A 21,684-nucleotide genomic window follows, 5' to 3' on the forward strand; every position below is an offset into this window, starting at 1 on the left:
GCGTTGTGTGAATTCTTACGCCAATGGAGCAGCAAGCTATATCTGGGTATTAATTAACTTTTTTTGAGCTCAATTGTTGGCATATATGTTTTCATTAAACTAACTTTAAATAAAAAATTGTAATGTCAGTTTCCTTAAATCCATTTTTTGATTCCTCTTTAGACTTATTATGCGTGGCTAATTTTGACGGCTATTTTGTTGATGTGAATCCAGCCTTTTTGAGAATGATTGGCTATACCAAACAGGAGCTCTTGTCTAAGAAAATAAATGATTTTGTTTACGCGGGTGATCGCCAGCAGACTGAGGAAATTAGAAAAGGTTTATTTGACAGCCAATCTATTACCAGTTTTGAAAATAGGTACCGTACCAAATCAGGAGATTTGGCTTGGTTATCATGGAGTGCTGTTCCTATAGAAAATAAAAAGTTGGTTTATGCTATAGCGAAGAATATTACCCATCAGAAGGTATTAAAGAATGAACGTTTGGATGAGCTAGTTAAACTTATTCAACAGAATGAAGACCTCACACGATTCAATCTTATTACCTCCCACGACTTAAGGTCTCCGATGCATAGCGTGCTTTCCCTTTTTAATTTAATTAATTATGACGAGATAAAGAATAAGGAAACATTAGAAATACTGAAGTATATAGAAATAGGAGTCAAGGGAGTTAAAAATTCATTGGACAACTATCTAAATATCATGAGGAATAGTAGTTTTGGAAAAGCAGCACTTGAAGAAGTTGTTCTGGACGATAGTCTTTCGGCAGTGATTAACTCCATAGGGTCATTGATTCAAAACTCAAATACCACAATCAGTTCTGACTTTTCTTCTTTTCAAAGTGTTTATTTTAACAAGGTCTTCATGCAGAGTATTTTTTTAAACCTTATTACCAATGCAATTAAATATACAAAACCCGGTGTTTATCCAGCACTTGAACTATTTTCTTCTATTGAAGATGGACAAAAAACCTTAGTGGTAAGGGATAATGGTAGTGGTATGGATTTGACTGTGATTGGGGATAAACTGTTTAATTTAAATCAAAGATTTGACTCGGAGAAGGAGGGAAAAGGTGTTGGTCTTTACATTGTTCACAATCAGATAACCAGTCTTGGAGGTGAGATTAGCGTAAAAAGTGAACTGAATCAAGGAACTACATTTACTATCAAATTTAAGACGGACTAGGGTTTTCTGTTCTAGTAGCAGATGAGTCGACAGGCGTCAAGATAGCTATATCGTTACTAGCACCATAATCGCAACTGCTAAGGACAATAATTCAGGCCATAAGTATCAATGAAAATAGTACTCTTTTCATTGATTTATTATTTAGGGTTTCAACCTAGATTATAACCTTAGAAATCCCTACTTGGTATTTGATGCTAACCAGTAATACCGTATCTTTTAGGAAAGAATTCCAACCATGAAAAAACTAATAATTTTATTGCTTTACATTGCGGTATTACAATCCTGTAAAGAAGATTTGAAGTCCACTAATTCGGTAAACGTTTCTTTCGCTTCTGAAGTTAGTGATATGTCCAAAGACGGCAGACTATTGCTCATGTTTTCCAATAACGACGAAAAAGAGCCGCGTTTTCAGATTAATGACGGATTAAACGGCCAATTGATATTTGGGCTAAATGTGGATGCCATGGCCCCAGGGGTTTCGATAACTTTTGACGATACCGTTTTTGGGTATCCGTTTTCTAGTTTGGCAGAAGTGCCACCAGGCGAGTATAATGTCCAAGCGTTATTGAACGTTTACGAAACGTTTGATTTGGCCACTGGACAAACTGTAAAACTTCCAATGGATAACGGTGAAGGACAGCAATGGCAGCGATCACCAGGTAATTTATACAGTAAGCCTTTTAAAATAAGGGTGGCAGATAATGGAATCTCTAACGTAGACGTGGTCATGGACCAAGTAATTCCGCCAATTGAAGAGCCAAAGGATACCGAATGGATAAAGCATATCAAAATTAAATCGAAAAAACTATCTACGTTTTGGGGTAGGGATATGTTTTTGGGCGCTCATATATTATTGCCTAAAGGTTTTAAAGAACATCCTGAGGCCAAATATCCGCTTATGGTATTTCAAGGTCATTTTCCAAGTGATTTTGGTGGATTCCGAACGACGCCTCCAGACCCAAATATGGAGCCAGTGTATTCCGAGCGGTTTAGTTTAGAAGGATATAATGTAATCCAACAACAAGAAGCCTATGACTTTTATAAACGTTGGAACGAGCCAGATTTCCCTAGAATGTTGATTATAGAAATCCAACATCCAACCCCGTATTATGATGATTCGTATGCAGTTAATTCTGCCAGCCAAGGGCCGTACGGGGATGCGATTACCTATGAGCTTATTCCATATATAGAAAAGGAATTCAGAGGATTGGGCCAAGGCTGGTCTAGATTCCTATACGGTGGTTCTACGGGTGGTTGGGAGTCTTTGGCGGTGCAGGTGAAATATCCAGAGGAGTATAATGGCTGCTTTGCTGCTTGTCCAGACCCAATTGACTTTAGGGCCTATACGCTTACAAATATTTACGAAGATGATAATGCCTACTACTATGAAAGTGCAAATAAAAAATTAGAGGTTCCGGCACATCGCGATTATTTAGGGAACATACAATCTACCTTACGCCAAGGCAATCATTTAGAACTAGTGTTGGGCGATAGGTCCCGATCAGGACAGCAATGGGATATATGGGAAGCAACGTACTCTCCGCAAGGGGAGGATGGCTATCCTGTGCGTATCTGGGACAAAATGACTGGTGATATTGACCATTCCGTTGCCGAGTATTGGAAAGAAAACTACGATTTAAGACATATTCTAGAACGTGATTGGGATAAATTAGGCGAGAACCTAAAAGGAAAAATTCATATCTATTGTGGTGATATGGATAATTACTATTTGAATAATGCCGTATACCTCATGGAAGATTTTTTAGAAAGCACCTCAGAGCCCTATTATGATGGAGAAGTACTGTACGGCGACCGTGCTGAACATTGCTGGAACGGTGACCCCGAGTTACCCAACGCGATTACGAGATTGCGTTATAATAGTATGTATGTGCCAAAAGTTATGAAGCGTATAGCAGAAAGCGCACCAAAAGGGGCTGATTTGACAAGCTGGAGGTATAAATAGCATACGATGAACAACAGAAATAAAGTTACTTGGTGTGTCTTTGTTTTTTTGCCTTTTGTGTTGTTCTATATCCGGTATTATATTTTTTTACCGACGGTAAACTTGGTCTATTGGCATCCAAAACTGATTTGTTTTTATCGAATGTAATTTGGAATATTGGATTTTAAGAACATATTCTCTTTGGCGGTATCGCCTTGTTAATCGGATGGATACCGTTCAGTAAGAAAATGGCCCCTGTCATTTGAGTAGGCATCACCTTATTAGTAAGATTTGCTTGTGCTTGGCCCTGGTAAGCCAAGTTTGTCGTATTTATATTGATTTTTTTGCGGCAGGAGGCCTAATCTTATCTTTTAGGTTCATTTCGTTAGGCGTGTTTTGGTTGTAAACTACAATCATGGATTTACAAAGTGGTACGCAGTGGTGACATAAAACGACATCAAGGCTTCATGATTATTAGCTATGAGGCATGTTTTGGTACTATTACCTAACGTATATGGTCTCCACTACTGATGATAGCTTTTGGTGACTTTGTTTCCGCTTACTGTTTTGTGGCTTGGCTCTGTTGGGTGCCGAACCTTATTTTTGCCTATTTCTGGGTTCGTAAAGGCGGGTTGCAATTGGTGTACGGTTTTTACGAGGAGTATAGCTTTTAAAATTTAACTATAGAATTAGGAGCGTTATTCACGTACTATTTTAGCAAATAGCCGTAACATATTTTGATTTTTTGGCCTTATTGTATTAAACCCTAACATTTTTTATAAAAAACAAATAAAATTAATTTTTATAGAACCTTACTGAATTATATTCGGTGCTAGCGTTAGTGCAGATTTACTTAAGTAATAACTAAGAATGGAATACAGAAGATTTGGTCGTACCGATTGGCACGTGAGTGAAGTAGGTTATGGCATGTGGGGAATGGCTGGTTGGACGGCAAGTGACGACGCACAGTCCTCAAAATCGTTGGATTTGGCCGTTGATGAGGGAGTTAATTTTTTTGATACAGCTTGGGGTTATGGCGAAGGGCATAGCGAAGAGTTATTAGGTGAACTTGTAAGAAGACACCCGTTAAAAAAGTTATATACAGCGAGTAAAATTCCACCTAAAAATTTTCAATGGCCTGCGAAACCTGAATATTCCTTTGAGGATTCCTACCCGACGGAGCATATTATGGAGTATACCCACAAAACATTAAAAAACTTAGGAACTGAGCAGCTAGATCTCCTTCAATTTCATACGTGGGACGATGGTTGGAGTAATCGTGAAGAATGGCAACGAGCTATTGAGGATTTGAAGGCGTCTGGTAAAATTGTAGCCATCGGTATTAGTATGAATCGTTGGGAACCGGAAAATGGTTTAAAAGCCTTAAAAACGGGTATGTTAGATGCCGTACAGGTCATTTATAATATATTTGATCAAGCACCTGAGGATGCGCTGTTTCCGTTATGTAGGGAATTGGATATTGCAACCATTGCACGTGTACCCTTTGATGAGGGCACTTTAACAGGGAATATTACTAAGGAAACTACCTTTCCCGAAGGAGATTGGAGAGGGACCTATTTTGTTCCGGAAAATTTAATTTCTTCGGTGGCCCATGCAGATGCATTACGGCCATTAATCCCAGACGGGATGACCATGGCAGAAATGGCACTTCGTTTTATCTTGATGAACGACAATGTAGGGACTACCATACCCGGTATGCGTAAACAGAAAAATGTGTTGGCGAATATAGCAACAAGTGATGGTAATGGTTTATCTAAAGACGTGTACGAGGTGTTATTAAAGCATAGATGGGATAGGATTCCTACGTCATGGTCGCAATAAAATAGATATATAAATAAAAAATATAGATTAAAATTAGATGTCAGGAGAAAAGGATTTAGGTAGGCTCTTAAGTGAAATGACTCCTAAACTTAATAGGGGTATCTATGTTTTTGTTTCTATAAAAGACATAAATCAGGTAGAAAGGTCGGTTACTATTTGTGAATTTAAGGAGCAAGAAGGGTATACCATTGTTTTGGAAAAAAAATTGGCAGATGCGCAACATTTTAAATACGACTACATTGCTTCATGGATTACCTTAAAGATTCATTCTTCTTTGGAAGCTGTTGGATTAACAGCGGTATTTGCCTCTGCATTAGCAGAGCATAATATTAGTTGCAACGTTATTTCCGCTTATTACCATGATCATATTTTTGTAGCTGTGAAGGATGCTGATAATGCTATGAAAGTTTTACAGGGCTTATCTAGCTAAGGAGAGCAGTACTAAAATCGTAGAATAATGGGTGTGAATTTATTTAAAGGAGTGGAAGCATATTTTGTTTATGAAACAGTCTATTTTATCTTACCTAGCTCTTGTTCAAAAATTATGGCGTACTTTCCATTTGTTTTAACTCCAGTCAACCATTGATTTACAAAGGTTTGGAACGCTACATCTTTTTTGAAAATAAAGCCCATTTGAAAGCTATTGAAAGGCGTCTCTGGATTTACAGCATCTAACTCAGGATGAATACGTTCTTGCACTAAAGTCTCTGTAGCGTCTGTTACCATAAGGTCCGCCTCCCCGTCAATTATTTTTTGAAAAATAGTAATGTTTTCATCATTTTCAACCAAGGTGGCATTAGGAAAATTGGCTCTAGCAAAAGTCTCGTTAGTCCCTCCTGGGTTTACAATGACTTTTACTCCTTTCTTGTTAATCTTTTCAAGAGAAGTGAAACGTGATACATTTTCATCTCTAGTAATGGCTGCTTTTCCGCTTGTAAGTGCAGGAATACTAAATGCAGCTAAGGCAGTTCTTTCAGGTGTAATTGTAATGCCACTCATTCCAATATCATACGCTCCAGATTTTAAATCTTCCATTAAATTTGGCCAACTTGTCTTTACAAACACCACGTGTACCCCTAAAGCTTTACCTAGGTCTTTGGCAAGTTCAATATCAATTCCATAAAAATTTATTGAATCTTGTGGCGTTTGATAAGAAAAAGGTTTGAAATCCCCTGTGGTTCCAACTCTCAAAACACCAAATTTTCTAACCTTATCCAAAACATTTGGGAGGGTTTTCTCAATAGATACTGTGGCCTGTTTGGCGCTTGTTTTGTTGCGACAACCGTTGGTTATCTGTATAGAAATGAGGATTAGACTACAACCTAAAAATAACCGATAATATTTTTTAAGTAGTGGTATTAATGGTTGTGGCCTCATTATCGTTTTACTTTACAAACAGCTGTTTCATGTCTTTAAATGCTTTAAACTCCAGTGCGTTACCAGCAGGATCTAAGAAGAACATGGTCGCTTGTTCCCCAACTTGGCCCTTAAATCGTATGTAGGGTTCAATGATAAATTCCACATCTTTTTCAAGCAACTCCGAAGAGAAGCTTTCAAAAGTTTCCCAAGGGAGTACCACACCGTAATGTGGAACAGGAACATCGTGGCCATCAACAGGGTTGCTATGCAGGTTGGTTTCTTCCGATTTTGGTTTGTAATGGATAACCAATTGATGACCAAATAAATTAAAATCTACCCAATGATCGCTACTGCGGCCTTCTTCGCACTTTAATACATCCCTATAGAAGATTCTGCATGCTGCGAGGTTATGTACTGGTATAGCAATGTGAAAAGGAGTGACGTTGGACATAAGGCATTTATTTTACATAAAATTACATCATTTTAAGATGCTAAAAAAGTAATTATTTGTTCGTTTACTTCATCTTGGTGCATGGAGTGTCCAAGGCCTTCTGTGGTAATTAAAGTACTTCCTTTCCATGCCTCATGTACAAGTTTAGATGCGTGATGTGGTGCAATAGTGTCCAAACGGTCGTGAAATAGTAAGCCTTTTTTGGTGTTGGTTTGTACAAATCTAGCAGAAGAAAATTGTGTTTCACTTAAACCGAATCGCTTAAAAATATATGCTCGCAATATCTTGGATACCCGATTATTGAAATTCAATAGCTGTTTAAAATGGGTCATTATTGCATGATATTCTGAAGGAGAACCTATAGTTACTATTTTTTTAACAGTTAAATCGGGAAACAAGTATTCGTTGTAGAGGGCTGTCATTCCGCCCATGCTATGTCCGATGAGGTATTTGGGAGAATAGGCCTTTATAATAGCTTGTAATCCTTGGGCATACAAAGGAACATGTAGGTGAGTTCCGCTAGAATAGCCGTGTGCAGGTGCGTCAAACGCGATAATGTTATAATTTGCTACTTGCAGTTTTTCAATAAGTTTATGCCAGCGCCATGCATTACTTTCCCAACCGTGAATCAGTAGTATTGTTTCTTTTTTGCCGCTCCATCGGTACGTTTGTATGGTATTGTTCGCTACAGGTATTTTTTTGTCTTTTGCTCTATCTAAAAACGCTTTTTGGTGAGGAAGTACCTTTCCTTTTCTAACTTTAGAAAAGATGGAAAACGCTTTTTCTGCTGCTTTTTTAGGATGTATAAGGGCATATAGATTTAAAAGGATGCCATATGCTTTTGGGGCAAGATTGGAGCGGATTTTTTTCATAGGTTTTGGAGCGTAAAAATACATAATGCTTTTTATATTCCAATAGCTTTGGTTTTGAGATTTTGCTTATGAATAGAAAGAGTTCGCTATGACTTTTTACTAAGGAAACGGAGTGGAAGGGAGCGTTTTATAGGTGTGTAAATAGGTGATAGTGATTTGTCTATATGAAGTGAATTTTAAAAATTAGACGGTGGAATATCCCAAGAGTCTAGTTAGCAAGAGCAGATTCCAATCAAATTGGGCTATTCTTCCCTATTCGCCTTATCCATACTAAAGCTGGCGTACATACTGAAACGTACGCACAGGGTTCTTTAAACGGATTAGAATATTGAACACTATTATTTTTATTTACTTTAAAAGATTATTCAGCATTTAAAATATCCGTTACCCCACCTACAACCAGTTTTTTTTCCTTTCACGACTAGCGTGTACCCATCAAATTCTAGATTTTGGGCAGGTTCACTCCAACCGGGCGGAGCAATCATGGGGGCAATGCTACGTTGTTCGTTCCCGTCCGTGGCCATGCCAAAGTGCTCTGTAATATATTTTCTATCCGAAGCTGGAACACTAAAAGGAGACTTTTAAAGCCTGTAATTTTTACTCATAATTTATAGCTTATTATCTAAGCTTTTGTTTCTGCGTTTGAACACCTGGTAAGCGAAATCAAATTAAAATTTTTAAGTTCCTCTTGAACTACTTTCTTGTCTTTCGCTTTATGCAACAGATTGCCTAGTCGCGACAACTTTCGTTTCTAACTTAAACCTTCTGTTCGCACCTAGTAAACACGCAAACGAGCACGTATTACTTTTTTTATTAACATTAGTCCCAACCCACCATCATATATTTAATCTTGGCATTGTCTGGAATTTGGACTTCTTCTACGGTGGTATTTGCATTATAGCGTAAGGCGGCGGGCAACTCTGCTTTATCAATAGTGAAATAAAGATCATTTTCTTTAAGTAAAATGACAACGTTATTCAGAGAGGTAATGATTTTCTTGATTTTGTATTTCTCCTTAATATCTTTGAAGGTACTTTTGATGGTAACACCATTTGATGTCGTAAAGCGTGGGTCCTTTATCTGAACGTTCTGTACCGTAGGAATACTGTCAGAATTAGGGGTCAGCGTAAGCAATAGCGCACCACCTTTTTCAAAAATTTTAATTTTGCTCGCTCCACTCCCGAAATTTAGTTTTACCGTATCCATGACCAGTGAATCTTTGGCATAAATAAGTTCAAGATCTCTGGCTAAACTTTGTTTGTCTAGCTTTCCAACCTGGTTAGAGGCTATTAAAAAATTAGGGTCTTTTTCTTTTTGGCATTGGGTTGCAAGCAGGCAAGAAAAAATAATTATGATTGTTTTGATTGATTTCATTAGGTGCTATTCGTTATTTCTTAGGTTGATTATTTATCGCATTACTTTTTTTAATACCCCGAGTACGCCTCTTATAAAAGTGGCGCTGGTAAGTACTTTTATAATGGGGTTTTGTCTTGTGCTAGTGCGAGTGCTTGCTCTTCTCGCAGGTTTAGCTTTTTCTGTTTCGGCTAATTTTTCGGCCTTTTCAATTTTTTTGTTTAATATTTCGTAGGCACTTTCACGGTCTATAATTTCCCCATACTTTTTAACTAAATCTGATGTATCAATTACTGCTTTGAGCTCTTTGTTAGTGAGGATGTCCATGCGACTCATGGGTGCGCGTAATAAGGTAGCTGCTAAAGGAGTTGGCCTTCCTTTTTCATCTAAGGCAGAAATCAACGCTTCCCCGATACCCAGCGAGGTAAGCACTTCTTTGGTATTGTAAAATTCCGAAATCGGATAATTCTCCGCCGTAAGTTTTATGGCTTTCCTGTCTCTTGCTGTAAAGGCACGTAAGGCATGTTGTACTTTAAGTCCAAGCTGCGCCAGTACTTCGTTGGGAACATCGGTGGGATTTTGGGTTACAAAATAGAGTCCAATACCTTTGGAGCGTATCAATTTTACAATGCTTTCTATCTGGTCTAGCAGTGCTTTTGATGCTTCCTTGAATATCAGATGAGCTTCGTCAATAAAAATAATAAGTTCAGGCCTATCGCTATCACCTTGCTCTGGAAAGCTATCATAAATTTCCGCCAACAAGCTCAGCATAAAGGTAGAAAATAGTTTAGGTCTATCTTGAATATCGGTCAGTCTAAGAATGTTTATGTAACCCCTGCCGTTTTCATCTATTCTAGTTAAATCATCTACTTCAAATGATTTTTCTCCAAAAAACAAGTCTGCTCCTTGTTGCTCGAGTTCAATTATTTTCCTTAGAATGGAGCCGGTAGAACTTGTTGAAATACGGCCATATTCCTTAGCAAATTCAGCTTTTCCGGTACCAGTGGCATATTGGAGTACTTTTTTAAAGTCCTTAAGATCTAACAAAGGCAGCTTATTGTCATCACAGTATTTAAAGACTACGGCAACAATGCCTTGTTGTGTCTCGCTAAGGTTTAAAATACGAGAGAGTAGGGTAGGCCCGAATTCGGAAACCGTTGCCCTCATCTTAACTCCGTCTTGCTCGGATAGCGATAGGATTTCGATTGGAAAGCTTTTTGCTTCAAAGGGCATGCCAATTTTAGCATGGCGTTCATCAATTTTTGGGTGTCCTAGGCTGGGTTGTGCTAGTCCGCTTAAATCCCCTTTTAAATCCATTAATAAAACAGGAATACCTTTTTCCGATAGGTTTTCTGCCAAAACTTGTAATGTTTTTGTTTTTCCTGTTCCAGTTGCCCCTGAAATGAGTCCATGACGGTTAAGGGTTTTTAAAGGTATTTTCACTAACGCATTGGTGACGGCCTCTTTGTCTAGGATGGCTGCTCCCATTATTATGAAATCGCCCTTGGTAGTATATCCTTTTTCAATATGTGTAAAGAAACCCTCTTTGGAACCCATCTTCTTTATTTTTGATAAAAATAGCTGATTTTAAGGAATGGGACGACAGATTTTCTATGGGGTTATTAAATGTAATTAACAGCTTTGTTTATGTCATTGTTTCTCAGCACTTGTTAAGTAAAAAAGAGCACCCCATTGTTCTTAAATATTAGCACTTGTTATTCGTATCTTTGCAAGATGGAAAAACAAGAGGTACTTGCTTTGGTTGATAAGGGAGTTATGCTTCCTTTAATGGAGGAGTTTTATACCATACAGGGTGAAGGTTTTCATAAAGGAACCGCGGCCTATTTTATACGTGTAGGGGGCTGTGATGTTGGTTGTCATTGGTGCGATGTTAAAGAGAGCTGGAATGCGGATACCCATCCCCCTACCAATATCGATATTATTGTAGCCAATGCCGCTAAATATTCAGATACAATAGTAGTTACAGGAGGTGAGCCGTTAACTTGGGATATGGGTCCACTGACGTCTTCCTTAAAAGCAAAACAATTAAAAACGCATATTGAGACCTCAGGAGCCTACCCGCTAAGCGGTGATTGGGATTGGATTTGTCTGTCTCCTAAAAAGAACAAATTACCTGAAGGGCGCATTTATGACGAGGCGCATGAGCTTAAGGTAATTGTTTATAATAAGCACGATTTTTATTTTGCAGAAGAACAGGCTAAAAAAACCAACAAAGACTGTATTTTATACCTGCAGCCTGAGTGGAGCGTGCGCGATAAAGTAACGCCGCTGATTGTGGATTACGTTATGAAAAACCCCAAGTGGAAGGTGTCCTTACAAACCCATAAATATTTGAATATTCCTTAAGGAAAAGCTGTTAGTTTCCTATGTCCTCTGTAGTACAAGTTATTTTGCTAAGCTGACTGAGACTTATGCTGAGTTAAGGAGTATAGAATTTATTGTAACGCTGCTATAAAATATGTTTTAAAGTCTTGAAAATCAGGACGGACCCCAGTATTCTCAAGAACGTAAGTAAACAAGACATAGTAAGAGTTATGAAGCCTAAACATAATAGTTATTTTTTACCTACCACCATTTGCCCTTAGATCAAGTACACATTCCGAATCTAAATCAACCGTGTAGCTTTTGCTGGTTTTAGATTGCAATAATCGCATCATCGTATTTCCAGACAGATTACAGCTTGCTTTTAAACCATTATGCTCTGTAGTGCTTTTGCTAGCACCGCCTCCAAGTTGTAGTTCTGCGCGCATTAAACAGCCTACTACATTGCAGTGGTTTGGTGCCTCAAGGTCTTCATGGTCATTTACAGGTGTTGAGCCAAGGTTTACCAGTCCAAATAAATGTCCAAACTCATGGTTTAACGTCGCAGACTCCACATCTGTAACCGATATTGACGGGTTTTGAGAGGCTAATCTTCTAATAGTATTTTCATAGATAATCATTGAGGTGTTTCTATACACTGCCCCTACGGTAACTAAGCCTTCTGACATATCATCTCCTTCTGAAGGAGCATCTGCGAAATAGATATAAATTGCCAACGTTTTTCCGTCGTTATAGGCAGTTCTGTTCTCTATTTCTAAATCTGAAATTTCTTCAAGGGTCAAGTCTTCTTCATCGGGGGATTCCAATTCTAAATACTGTACGGCTATGTTCTGTTTAAATGTATACTGTCTAAGGAAATCGGTAAATTGTGTGATGGTCTGTTCTCTCGGTCTAAAACCGGAAACATGGGCAATTTCAATTAGTATTTTATCAAAATTGGTATTTGAAAGAATATCGTTTGCGGAATCCCCTGTTGTTTGTAAGTTAGGTGTTTTATTTATTTCTTTTGGTTGAGCCTCCTCTTTGGAACAACTATGAGAACCTATCAAAATAAACACACAAGACATAAGTACCAAAAGCCTTTTAGAATTCTTCATACACAATTTTTATAACCTCGCACTGCAAAAAACGTGCCCATTTAGTACGTTTTTAAACTTAATCTAGCTAAGTAGTCGAAATGTTCTCCTTCAATTACTAGTTCACATACGAGTCCGTTAAACGCTGCCGCTCTTTGCAAGGTATTAAAATCCAAGTATAGCCATGGGAATTTATCGCTTTTTTGGTTCTTGTATTCCATAGTAAAGCTCACTTCTCCATAATACGCTACGTCTTCCGGAATCCAATACCCATCATCTTCATCCCTCTCAAACATATAAAGGATATCGCTGGAGTCCAAAAGTATTTGTCCTCCTTCGTTCAAAAGCGACTTTAATTTGTTTAAAAACATGTCTATATGTTTTAGTCGACCCGAAATACCAATGCCGTTCATTAGAAGTAGGAGCGTGTCATACTTACCAAGGTCAAAATCGAGGAGCGTACCTTGACTAGTCTTTTTTATACCCCTAGATTTGCATACCGCTATGGCGCCGTGAGATTGGTCCATACAAGACACCACGAGTCCTTTTTTTTGTAAATATAAACTGTGGTTTCCCGCTCCGCACCCTATATCCAAAGTAGAGCCCCTGCAAAGTTCCAAAGCTTGTTTCTCAAGATTCGGCATTTGCTCATAATTCCTAAAAAGGTATGGGAGGGGCAATACATCTTCTTCCTCCAGGGAGGAGTATGTGATGATATCGGAGGTATAGTCTCCGTTGTGGAAATCTAATAGCGCGTTGCCTAGTATATCTTTTTCCAAATTGATGGTTTTGCAATGCAAAAATCCCGTTTTTTAGAACGACTTCCCTAGTTTTGAACTGAAACTTTTATGTGATGGAGAAAACAATTACCGAATTACCTGTAAAGGCCAAGGAAAAGCATACTAAAAACAAGAAGTTTTTTGCCAAGCTAAAAAAGAAGCCGCCAAAAAATCTAGATTATTTGATGCAGGAATTACATAAAGAAGAATTTCAACGCACCGATTGTCTTACCTGTGCCAACTGCTGTAAGACTACTGGGCCACTTTTTACCAATGCCGATATTGAGCGCATCGCCAAACACTTTCGTTTAAAACCTCAAAAATTTATAGACACCTATTTGCATCTGGATGAGGAAAATGATTATGTGCTCCAAGGGGTTCCATGTACATTTTTAGGTACGGATAACTACTGTTCTATATATGATGTGCGACCCAAAGCGTGCCGAGAGTTTCCACATACCAACCGAAAAAAGTTTCAGCAAATAAGTAACCTTACCCTTAAAAACGTGGCTATTTGTCCTGCTGCATTTAATATTGTGGAGGAGATGAAGAAAAGAGTTGGCGGAATATAGTAGCATTAAGAATACAGTAAATACATCCTTTATAATACCGTGAACTCTGAATTTAACTACTGAAAAGTAAAATAAGTATATTTAAAGCATGGAACAATTGATTACTTATTTCGAAACCATACCACCCTTACATCGAACCTTAATTTTAGTAGGGGGCATCACATTCTTCTGGATTTTAGAAGGTATTGTACCTTTATTTAGTGTCAGGTATAAGAAATGGAAGCATGCATTGCCTAATATGTTTTTTACGTTAACGACGATTATTATCAATTTCCCCTTAGCATTTTTACTATTGAAAACCTCGGATTGGACGGTGGTTAATAATTTTGGAATCATCAATTGGTTGCCAAAAATACCCTTTTGGCTATATGTAGTTTTGGGGGTAATGCTGTTAGATTTGATAGGTGCCTACACTGCACATTTTGTAGAACATAAAGTGAAGCCGCTGTGGATGGTGCATTTGGTGCATCATTCCGACCATAATGTGGATACTACGACTGCCAATAGACACCATCCTTTAGAAAGTCTGATTCGTTATATGTTTACGCTATTAGGGGTTTTTCTGGTAGGTGCTCCGGTGGGAATTATCATGCTGTATCAAAGTCTTTCCGTAGTGCTTTCCCAATTTAATCATGCAAATATTAAGTTGCCCACAAAACTGGATACCGCTATAAGTTGGTTGCTTATTTCTCCTGATATGCACAAGGTGCATCACCATTACAAATTACCCTACACAGATTCTAATTATGGAAATATTTTCTCTATTTGGGATCACATGTTCGGAACGTATATGGCCCTTAATCGTGAAAAAATCACTTATGGCGTAGATACCTTCCCCAACGAAAAAGAGAATTCGAGTATTAAGGGACTATTGAAGCAACCTTTTCATAGGTATCGTAAACCTTCAGCCATTGACAACAGAGAAGGGAATGTTGCTGTATAGTTAGTAAAGAAATTTGTTGTGTATATACTAGGATAAAATCATTTTTAGTCTTTTTGCTTAACTGTTTATTTTAAAACGGCTCAAATCGCACCTTCCAAATTTTATAATTGTAATAGGTTTAAATATCCTTTAATCAAACTATCTTATCTTTCCTAGTTATTAGATTAACGAGCTTTAGCTTTAATCCAGAACTAACCCTAATTTAAAATAATTCATGAAAATTGTTATTCTCTCTCAACATCTATATGCTACTAAACGCCTTATTGAAGCTGGGGTCGCCAAAGGGCACGAGATGCAGATTATAGACCATACTAAATGTGATCTTATTATAGAAAAAAAAGCCAGGACGCATTTATCAAGGAAAGGAAATTGACGATATTGATGGGGTTATTGCTCGTATAGGTGCTTCTATTACCTTTTATGGAACTGCAGTAGTTCGTCAATTTGAAATGATGAAAGTATTTACGGCATTAGAATCTCAAGCCTTGGTAAGGTCACGTGACAAATTAAGAGGCCTTCGGATATTATCAAGGGCTGGTTTGGGGTTTCCAAAAACAGTTTTTAGTAACTATTTTAAAAATGTAGGCGCAATTATACACAAAGCTGCTGGTGTACTTGTGGTTATAAAATTAATGGAAGGTACTCAGGGTATTGGTGTTGTATTAGCGTACAACCGGAATTCTGCAGAACCCATATTAGAGGCTTTCAATGGATCACAAGCTAGGGTTATCGTTTAGGAATTTATCAAGGAGGCCAAAGGTGCGGATATTAGGGCTTTTGTTATTGACGGAGTGGTGGTTGGATAGATGTAACGCCAGGGTAAAGAAGGTGAATTTCGTTCCAATCTGCACAGAGGTGGTTCAGCCAACATTATTGAACTTACAGATGAAGAAGAGAATGCGGCCATAAAAGCAGCCAAAGTCTTGGGACTTGGTGTTGCTGGGGTAAATATGTTGCAATCGGCAACAGGATCTTTAATTTTAGAAGTACACTCATCTCTAGGATTCGAGGGAATAGAATTAGCAACAGGAAAAGGTATCGCAAGTAAGATAATTCAGCATATGGAGCGCAATGTTGAATAAGGAAATTGAAGTATTAGGGCAAATCATTGCCAAAGGAAAAGGAGTTCAGTTAAATTTAGATATTGCCAAGTTACATACGCCGATAAAAATTCAAGTACCTATAATTGTAGAGCGGGGAAAGAAAGAAGGGCCTACATTGCTTGTAACTGGCGGAATTCATGGTAATGAAATTAATGGTATTGAGATTGTAAGACAACTCATTTCTAAAGAATACAATAAGCCAGAGTTGGGAATGGTTATATGTATTCCAGTGGTAAATGTATTTGGTTTTTTGGATCAGGCGAGACAATTTCCTGATGGGAGAGACTTAAATCGTGTGTTTCCTGGCAGTCCACGGGGTTCTTTGGCAAGTAGATTTGCGTACCATATCATAAAGGAAATAGCTCCATTAGTAGACTACTGCATAGACTATCATACTGGTGGGGATAGTAGGTTTATCGTACCACAAGTTCGTATTGGTAAGCATGACATTGCTAGTCTTGAGCTCGCAAAGGTTTTTAGTCCTTCCTTCATTATTAAATCTGCACGTAGGGAGAAATCTTTATGGGAAACATTCATAAGCTAGATAAAAAAGTACTGCTGTACGAGGGTGGTAAATCACTTCACATAGATGATGAAATAACCAAAACCGGTTTACACGGTGCATTGCGCGTCATGCAACATTTGGGAATGCGTAATTTTGAAAATGAACTTACTGAAGGCAATGCAGTCGAATCCAGCCCTATCATAATACAAAATTCCACTTGGATACGCGCTGGTTATTCTGGTATGATGCACCCTTACATAGCACCAGGAGAAAAAGTAGAAAAAGGGACTGTTTTAGGTAGTATCTCCGACCCTTTTGGTTCTTTTGAACGTGCTATTAAATCACAATTTTCAGGGTATGTTATTTGCGTTAACCAATCTCCAATTGTGAACCAAGGAGATGGTATTTTTCATATTTCAAAAGAGTAAGTTTTTAGTATCTTAAATACTTTAGCCTAATCTTGTTGAATTTTTCAATATCAGCCTGCCAAGTGGCCTTGATTACAGCTTCAGAATTACCTGCTTCTATCTGTTTTTGAAGTATTTCTGTTCCTGCGTGCTTTGTGAAACCAGTAGTACGGAAGAATTTTGACTTATCAGTAGTGTTTTGGTAGGCATCTATAAGCCATCTTAGAGATATTTCGTTCATTCTTGGTGTGTCGGACAAGTCTTTTCCATAACACGTTTTACCTTCTTCCTTAGGATATTTGGAGCCAAAGTTGGGTTTTGGAACATAATTAAAATCATATTGTGTGGAATCCATAAAAGAAGCTCCGTAGCGTTGAAACTGAAATTCCGTACCGCGGCCCGCATTGGTATTGGTGCCTTCGAAAAGCCCAAGACTGGGGTATAGGGATATGGACGTATCATTGGGTAGGTTTGGAGAGGGTCTTATAGGTAGGTGGTACGCCATGTCTCGCGTCCAATTTTCTAATGGAATTACAGTCAGTTCGGCTTTCTTTTTTCCTTCTAACCATCCTTCTTGGTTAATCATTTGGGCATATTCCCCTATGGTCATCCCGTATACCAATGGTATTTCTGTCATCCCTAAAAACCCGATATGCTCTGCTTTCATCGTAGGACCGTCTACATAGTGCGCATTGGGATTGGGTCTGTCAAGTATAATGACCGGAATACCTTTTTCAGTACAGGCTTCCATCACCAGTTGCAAGGTAGCGATGTAGGTATAAAACCGCACGCCGACATCCTGAATGTCAAAGAGAACTAAATCTATGTCTTTTAATTGTGCTTGCGAGGGCTTTCTGTTCTTACCGTATAGAGAGATTAGCGGAAGTCCTGTTTTAGGGTCCGTACCGTCGGCTACCTTTTCGCCGGCATCTGCTTGGCCTCTAAACCCGTGTTCTGGTGCAAATACTTTTTTTATATTTATTTGTAATGCCAATAAAGAATCCACCAAATGCGTATTGATTTCTTTGTTAAAAATAACACTGGTTTGGTTGGCCACGACTGCTATTTTTTTGTTCTTCAGCAGCGGTACGTACTTTGCTGTTCGGTTTGCGGCCACCATGATGGGTTTAATACGTATAGGTGCTTCTATTTTGCTGTTGTTAGTCGTTTTTTCTTTCATGGATTTGGCCGGGTTTCCACATCCAGCGCATATCAAAAACGATAATAAAACTGTATTTTTGAAATTGTATATAAATAACATCATTTGAACCTAGAGTATTTTATTGCCAAACGGCTTATTACGGGTAAGGAGCATAAAATTAGCATTTCCGCACCAATAATAAAAATCGCTATTGCAGCCATTGCTTTGGGATTGGTTATGATGTTGATTGCCATTGCCACAGGAGTAGGTCTTAAATACAAAATTCGGGAAAAGGTTACTGCTTTTAACGGGCATGTTCAAATCTATAATTACGATAATAATAATTCGGAGGTTTCGGTAGTACCAGTATCCAAAAATCAAGATTTTTATCCCAATTTTAACAGTGTTGATGGTGTTGTGCACGTGCAGGCGGTGGCAACAAAGGCGGGTATTATACGTACTTCAGAAACATTTGAGGGTGTTATTGCTAAAGGTGTAGGGGACGATTATAATTGGGAAGCCCTGGAAGAGTATCTGGTTGTGGGTGAATTACCGAGTTATAATGCTGGATTAAACGGAGACGTCTTAATGTCCAAACTCATGGCTAATAGATTGAACATGAAGGTTGGCGACTCCTTTTTCACTTTTTTTCTAAAAAATGAGAACACTAATGCCTTGCCCAATCAACGAAAGTTTACCATCAAGGGTATCTACGATAGTGGTTTTGAAGAAATAGATGAACTCTTTTTGTTTATAGACATACGGCACATTCAACGAATGAATAAGTGGACCGAAGATGAGGTAGGGAATTTTGAAATATTCTTGGATAGTTTTGATGCTATTGATGAAAAAAGCAAACTGATTTACGCAAAGACCTTGTCCGACTTGGACACTAAAACGCTTAAGGAAAAATACCGAAATATTTTTGAATGGATAGGACTGTTCGATTTTAATATCATATTAATTATTGGTATTTTAATGGTGGTATGCGGTTTTAATATGATTACGGCTTTATTAGTCTTGATTTTGGAACGCACCCCCATGATTGGAATACTAAAGGCATTGGGCACCAATAATTGGAGTATACGAAAAGTCTTTTTGTATAATGCGGCCTATCTTATCGGTATTGGTTTGTTCTGGGGTAATTTGATTGGTTTAGGGTTTATTTATATCCAAGAGGTTTTTAAACCTTTTAAGTTTCCCAATCCTAAGGAATATTATATAGAATATATTCCAGTACATATGGATATAATGACGGTAGTCTACTTGAATGTTGGCGTTATGGTCTTGTGCCTTTTAATGCTGCTCGTACCATCGTATATCATCACAAAAATTACGCCGGTCAAAGCCATCCGTTTTGAGTAATAATATGTAATTAATGTAAGTACAAGGGAATAGGAAACCTGACGTAGAACTTGGGATGTAAATGGTGTTTTTTAGATTGATGTCGCATTAATCCTCATTAGTAACAAGTAAAAGTAACATGGAATACGTAGAAAATATTTTGGGAACCATAGGGAATACGCCCATGGTAAAAATGAATAAATTAACGGCCGAACTGCCGTGCTTGGTTTTGGCAAAGTACGAGACCTTCAATCCGGGAAACTCGGTCAAAGATCGTATGGCACTTCAAATGATTGATGATGCTGAAGAAGCCGGAGTTTTAAAACCGGGGGGCACTATTATTGAAGGTACTTCTGGGAATACTGGAATGGGATTGGCTTTAGCAGCGACCATCAAAGGCTATAAAATGATATGTGTGATAAGCGATAAGCAATCGAAGGAAAAAATGGATATTCTTCGAGCGGTTGGAAGCGAAGTACATGTTTGCCCAACAGATGTTGCTCCTGAAGATCCTAGAAGCTACTACAGCACGGCTAAAAGACTAGCCACCGAAATACCCAATTCTTGGTACGTAAATCAATATGATAATCCTTCTAATTGCAAGGCCCATTTTTTGAGTACCGGACCAGAGATATGGAAACAAACGGATGGGAAGGTAACGCACTTTGTCGTTGGTGTTGGAACTGGCGGAACCATATCTGGAGTAGGTTCGTATTTAAAAATGAAGAATCCCAATGTTAAGATTTGGGGTGTGGATACCTATGGTTCCGTCTTTAAGAAATACCATGAAACGGGGGTTTTTGACGAAAAGGAAATTTATCCCTACATAACAGAAGGAATAGGTGAGGATATTCTACCCCTAAATGTAAATTTTGGGGTCATTGATGGTTTTACTAAGGTAACGGACAAAGATGCTGCGGTATACACTCAACGTTTAGCAAAGGAAGAAGCTATGTTTTTAGGTAATTCTGCCGGTGCTGCTATAAAAGGTTTGTTACAATTAAAAGAACATTTTACGAAGGACGATGTAGTCGTGGTTTTGTTCCATGACCACGGTAGTAGGTATGTTGGAAAGATGTTTAACGATGAGTGGATGCGTGAGCAGGGGTTCTTAGAGTAACTAGTAAAATTAATAGAAAAAATATATCCTATGTTGAGATCAGGAATAGCTTTAGTATGTTCGGTCATGTTGTTTGTAGTATCATTATCTGCACAAAACCTATCGAGGACCGAAAAGAAATTTATTAAAAGTATTGAAGCTAATAATGCGGAGGCTATTGGTTTTCTGGAACAGGTAGTCAATATTAACAGTGGTTCCTTAAACGTAGCGGGAGTAAAAAAAGTAGGGGATGTTTTTGGAACTGCCTTTGAAAACATAGGTATGAAAACTACTTGGATTCCTATGCCGGAAGAGATGAACAGGGCGGGCCACTTGTTTGCGGAAACCAATGGAAAAAAAGGGAAGAAGTTGCTATTGATTGGTCATTTGGATACGGTGTTCGAGGAAGACAGTCCGTTTCAGACGTTTACTAAAATCAATGATAGTATTGCTCATGCACCTGGTGGAAATGACATGAAGGGTGGGAATGTCATTATTCTATATGCGCTAAAGGCACTTCAAGAGCAAGGCTTATTAAATGATGCTCAAATCATCGTTGCTTTTACAGGCGATGAGGAAAGTACCGGAAAGCCTTTGACCGTGAGCAGAAAAGATTTAATTGACGCGGCAAAACGGAGTGATATTGCACTTGGATTTGAGACCTCTACAGGCTTTAATTATGCCACTGTAGCTCGTAGAGGCGCTTCTGGTTGGAAAGTTGAGGTAACAGGAAAGCGTGCCCATTCCTCTGGTATTTTTAGCGAAAATACAGGAGCTGGTGCTATTTTTGAAATGTCCCGTATACTTCATCGTTTTTATACTGATGTAAAAGGAGAAGATTTGTTGACCTTCAATCCAGGCACCTTAATGGGGGGTACGTTTGTAGAATATGATGATGCTACGAGCAAGGGAACCGTATTTGGTAAGTCAAATGTAGTGGCTCAAAAATCAGAAGTTCGTGGTGGACTTCGTTTTATATCCGAGGAGCAAAAGGAGGGTGCTAGGGAAAAAATGCGTGAAATAGTAGCAAATAATCTACCCATGACTTCAGCAACTGTGACGTTCACGGATAGTTATCCCGCTATGGGGCCAAAAGCATCCAATTTGGAATTATTGAAACAACTGAATGTGGTCAGTACCGATTTAGGACAAGGAGCGGTATTAGCCTACGACCCAGGTAAACGAGGAGCAGCGGATACTTCTTTTGTGGCGGATTATGTAGCTTGTTTAGATGGTCTTGGAACCATGGGTAGGGGAGCGCATACTCCGGAGGAAACGGTTAATCTGAATACCATAGAGGCACTAACGAAAAGAACCGCATTGCTTATTTATAGGTTGATAAACCAGTAAATTTAAGTGTACAGTCTGT

The 21,684-nt window shown here is 38.4% G+C and carries 20 protein-coding genes and 1 pseudogene; 13 read left to right on the forward strand and 8 right to left on the reverse strand.

The window, feature by feature from the left end; all coding sequences use genetic code 11:
• The first annotated feature begins 122 nt into the window (after positions 1-122).
• From Q360_RS0118410 to Q360_RS0118430, 4 genes are all read left to right on the forward strand, one after another.
• Positions 123-1,184 (forward strand): sensor histidine kinase, encoded by a 1,062-nt coding sequence (locus Q360_RS0118410; protein ID WP_027078392.1) that lies wholly within the window; start codon positions 123-125, stop codon positions 1,182-1,184.
• 235 nt (positions 1,185-1,419) lie between these two features.
• Positions 1,420-3,147 (forward strand): alpha/beta hydrolase-fold protein, encoded by a 1,728-nt coding sequence (locus Q360_RS0118415; RefSeq protein ID WP_036196296.1) that lies wholly within the window; start codon positions 1,420-1,422, stop codon positions 3,145-3,147.
• 849 nt (positions 3,148-3,996) lie between these two features.
• A complete protein-coding gene (locus Q360_RS0118425; RefSeq protein WP_027078394.1) occupies positions 3,997-4,968 on the forward strand; it encodes an aldo/keto reductase in 972 nt (323 codons plus the stop codon).
• Between the two features lie 37 nt (positions 4,969-5,005).
• Positions 5,006-5,398: an ACT domain-containing protein gene (locus tag Q360_RS0118430; protein WP_027078395.1), complete on the forward strand. Its 393-nt coding sequence runs from the start codon at positions 5,006-5,008 to the stop codon at positions 5,396-5,398.
• 80 nt (positions 5,399-5,478) lie between these two features.
• On the opposite strand, the gene Q360_RS0118435 is transcribed toward Q360_RS0118430, so the two are convergent.
• The 5 genes from Q360_RS0118435 to Q360_RS0118460 form a co-directional block, all read right to left on the reverse strand.
• A complete protein-coding gene (locus tag Q360_RS0118435; protein ID WP_051554800.1) occupies positions 5,479-6,345 on the reverse strand; it encodes a transporter substrate-binding domain-containing protein in 867 nt (288 codons plus the stop codon).
• A 7-nt stretch (positions 6,346-6,352) separates the two neighbouring features.
• On the reverse strand, positions 6,353-6,778 hold the full coding sequence (locus Q360_RS0118440) for a VOC family protein (RefSeq protein WP_027078397.1): 426 nt from the start codon (positions 6,776-6,778) through the stop codon (positions 6,353-6,355).
• A 32-nt stretch (positions 6,779-6,810) separates the two neighbouring features.
• A complete protein-coding gene (locus Q360_RS0118445; RefSeq protein ID WP_027078398.1) occupies positions 6,811-7,650 on the reverse strand; it encodes an alpha/beta fold hydrolase in 840 nt (279 codons plus the stop codon).
• Between the two features lie 819 nt (positions 7,651-8,469).
• Positions 8,470-9,024 (reverse strand): hypothetical protein, encoded by a 555-nt coding sequence (locus Q360_RS0118455; RefSeq protein ID WP_027078399.1) that lies wholly within the window; start codon positions 9,022-9,024, stop codon positions 8,470-8,472.
• A 33-nt stretch (positions 9,025-9,057) separates the two neighbouring features.
• A complete protein-coding gene (locus Q360_RS0118460; protein ID WP_027078400.1) occupies positions 9,058-10,560 on the reverse strand; it encodes a helicase HerA-like domain-containing protein in 1,503 nt (500 codons plus the stop codon).
• Between the two features lie 177 nt (positions 10,561-10,737).
• Between Q360_RS0118460 and Q360_RS0118465 the strand changes: the two genes are divergently transcribed.
• Positions 10,738-11,370 carry a 7-carboxy-7-deazaguanine synthase QueE gene (locus tag Q360_RS0118465; RefSeq protein WP_027078401.1) on the forward strand — a complete coding sequence of 211 codons (633 nt, stop codon included), beginning with the start codon at positions 10,738-10,740 and terminating at the stop codon, positions 11,368-11,370.
• Positions 11,371-11,585: 215 nt separating this feature from the next.
• Here Q360_RS0118465 and Q360_RS0118470 read toward each other — a convergent pair whose 3' ends face one another.
• Together Q360_RS0118470 and Q360_RS0118475 are read right to left on the reverse strand one after the other, a co-directional pair.
• Positions 11,586-12,443 (reverse strand): hypothetical protein, encoded by an 858-nt coding sequence (locus Q360_RS0118470; RefSeq protein ID WP_027078402.1) that lies wholly within the window; start codon positions 12,441-12,443, stop codon positions 11,586-11,588.
• A gap of 41 nt (positions 12,444-12,484) precedes the next feature.
• Complete coding sequence (locus tag Q360_RS0118475; RefSeq protein WP_027078403.1) at positions 12,485-13,201, reverse strand: class I SAM-dependent methyltransferase; 717 nt, start codon at positions 13,199-13,201, stop codon at positions 12,485-12,487.
• A 74-nt stretch (positions 13,202-13,275) separates the two neighbouring features.
• Here Q360_RS0118475 and Q360_RS0118480 point away from each other — a divergent pair, with 74 nt between their 5' ends.
• From Q360_RS0118480 to Q360_RS27280, 5 genes and pseudogenes are all read left to right on the forward strand, one after another.
• Positions 13,276-13,773 carry a YkgJ family cysteine cluster protein gene (locus Q360_RS0118480; RefSeq protein WP_027078404.1) on the forward strand — a complete coding sequence of 166 codons (498 nt, stop codon included), beginning with the start codon at positions 13,276-13,278 and terminating at the stop codon, positions 13,771-13,773.
• Between the two features lie 88 nt (positions 13,774-13,861).
• On the forward strand, positions 13,862-14,716 hold the full coding sequence (locus Q360_RS0118485; protein WP_027078405.1) for a sterol desaturase family protein: 855 nt from the start codon (positions 13,862-13,864) through the stop codon (positions 14,714-14,716).
• Positions 14,717-14,930: 214 nt separating this feature from the next.
• Positions 14,931-15,798 (forward strand): annotated as a pseudogene (locus tag Q360_RS23885) (RimK family alpha-L-glutamate ligase).
• Positions 15,788-16,363: a succinylglutamate desuccinylase/aspartoacylase family protein gene (locus tag Q360_RS27275; protein ID WP_316931545.1), complete on the forward strand. Its 576-nt coding sequence runs from the start codon at positions 15,788-15,790 to the stop codon at positions 16,361-16,363. Before Q360_RS23885 ends, Q360_RS27275 begins: the two are co-directional and overlap by 11 nt.
• Complete coding sequence (locus Q360_RS27280; protein ID WP_316931546.1) at positions 16,342-16,752, forward strand: succinylglutamate desuccinylase/aspartoacylase family protein; 411 nt, start codon at positions 16,342-16,344, stop codon at positions 16,750-16,752. Before Q360_RS27275 ends, Q360_RS27280 begins: the two co-directional genes overlap by 22 nt.
• Positions 16,753-16,756: 4 nt before the next feature.
• On the opposite strand, the gene Q360_RS0118510 is transcribed toward Q360_RS27280, so the two are convergent.
• Positions 16,757-17,992 carry an exo-beta-N-acetylmuramidase NamZ family protein gene (locus Q360_RS0118510; RefSeq protein WP_027078407.1) on the reverse strand — a complete coding sequence of 412 codons (1,236 nt, stop codon included), beginning with the start codon at positions 17,990-17,992 and terminating at the stop codon, positions 16,757-16,759.
• 3 nt (positions 17,993-17,995) lie between these two features.
• On the opposite strand from Q360_RS0118510, the gene Q360_RS0118515 reads away from it, so the two are divergent.
• The 3 genes from Q360_RS0118515 (at position 17,996) to Q360_RS0118525 (ending at position 21,665) form a co-directional block, all read left to right on the forward strand.
• On the forward strand, positions 17,996-19,237 hold the full coding sequence (locus tag Q360_RS0118515; RefSeq protein WP_027078408.1) for an ABC transporter permease: 1,242 nt from the start codon (positions 17,996-17,998) through the stop codon (positions 19,235-19,237).
• Positions 19,238-19,355: 118 nt separating this feature from the next.
• Positions 19,356-20,336 carry a PLP-dependent cysteine synthase family protein gene (locus Q360_RS0118520; RefSeq protein ID WP_027078409.1) on the forward strand — a complete coding sequence of 327 codons (981 nt, stop codon included), beginning with the start codon at positions 19,356-19,358 and terminating at the stop codon, positions 20,334-20,336.
• 30 nt (positions 20,337-20,366) lie between these two features.
• A complete protein-coding gene (locus Q360_RS0118525) occupies positions 20,367-21,665 on the forward strand; it encodes a M20/M25/M40 family metallo-hydrolase (RefSeq protein ID WP_051554801.1) in 1,299 nt (432 codons plus the stop codon).
• Positions 21,666-21,684 lie beyond the last annotated feature (19 nt).

It is taken from the genome of Maribacter antarcticus DSM 21422 (assembly GCF_000621125.1).
GTDB lineage: Bacteria > Bacteroidota > Bacteroidia > Flavobacteriales > Flavobacteriaceae > Maribacter > Maribacter antarcticus.

Excerpts from the sequence above, each read along its gene's own strand:
- Q360_RS0118410 (WP_027078392.1), top strand. The coding sequence starts at position 123 with ATGTCAGTTTCCTTAAATCCATTTTTTGATTCCTCTTTAGACTTATTA.
- Q360_RS0118415 (WP_036196296.1), top strand. The coding sequence starts at position 1,420 with ATGAAAAAACTAATAATTTTATTGCTTTACATTGCGGTATTACAATCC.
- Q360_RS0118425 (WP_027078394.1), top strand. The coding sequence starts at position 3,997 with ATGGAATACAGAAGATTTGGTCGTACCGATTGGCACGTGAGTGAAGTA.
- Q360_RS0118430 (WP_027078395.1), top strand. The coding sequence starts at position 5,006 with ATGTCAGGAGAAAAGGATTTAGGTAGGCTCTTAAGTGAAATGACTCCT.
- Q360_RS0118435 (WP_051554800.1), bottom strand. The coding sequence starts at position 6,345 with ATGAGGCCACAACCATTAATACCACTACTTAAAAAATATTATCGGTTA.
- Q360_RS0118440 (WP_027078397.1), bottom strand. The coding sequence starts at position 6,778 with ATGTCCAACGTCACTCCTTTTCACATTGCTATACCAGTACATAACCTC.
- Q360_RS0118445 (WP_027078398.1), bottom strand. The coding sequence starts at position 7,650 with ATGAAAAAAATCCGCTCCAATCTTGCCCCAAAAGCATATGGCATCCTT.
- Q360_RS0118455 (WP_027078399.1), bottom strand. The coding sequence starts at position 9,024 with ATGAAATCAATCAAAACAATCATAATTATTTTTTCTTGCCTGCTTGCA.
- Q360_RS0118460 (WP_027078400.1), bottom strand. The coding sequence starts at position 10,560 with ATGGGTTCCAAAGAGGGTTTCTTTACACATATTGAAAAAGGATATACT.
- Q360_RS0118465 (WP_027078401.1), top strand. The coding sequence starts at position 10,738 with ATGGAAAAACAAGAGGTACTTGCTTTGGTTGATAAGGGAGTTATGCTT.
- Q360_RS0118470 (WP_027078402.1), bottom strand. The coding sequence starts at position 12,443 with ATGAAGAATTCTAAAAGGCTTTTGGTACTTATGTCTTGTGTGTTTATT.
- Q360_RS0118480 (WP_027078404.1), top strand. The coding sequence starts at position 13,276 with ATGGAGAAAACAATTACCGAATTACCTGTAAAGGCCAAGGAAAAGCAT.
- Q360_RS0118485 (WP_027078405.1), top strand. The coding sequence starts at position 13,862 with ATGGAACAATTGATTACTTATTTCGAAACCATACCACCCTTACATCGA.
- Q360_RS27275 (WP_316931545.1), top strand. The coding sequence starts at position 15,788 with ATGTTGAATAAGGAAATTGAAGTATTAGGGCAAATCATTGCCAAAGGA.
- Q360_RS27280 (WP_316931546.1), top strand. The coding sequence starts at position 16,342 with ATGGGAAACATTCATAAGCTAGATAAAAAAGTACTGCTGTACGAGGGT.
- Q360_RS0118510 (WP_027078407.1), bottom strand. The coding sequence starts at position 17,992 with ATGTTATTTATATACAATTTCAAAAATACAGTTTTATTATCGTTTTTG.
- Q360_RS0118520 (WP_027078409.1), top strand. The coding sequence starts at position 19,356 with ATGGAATACGTAGAAAATATTTTGGGAACCATAGGGAATACGCCCATG.
- Q360_RS0118525 (WP_051554801.1), top strand. The coding sequence starts at position 20,367 with ATGTTGAGATCAGGAATAGCTTTAGTATGTTCGGTCATGTTGTTTGTA.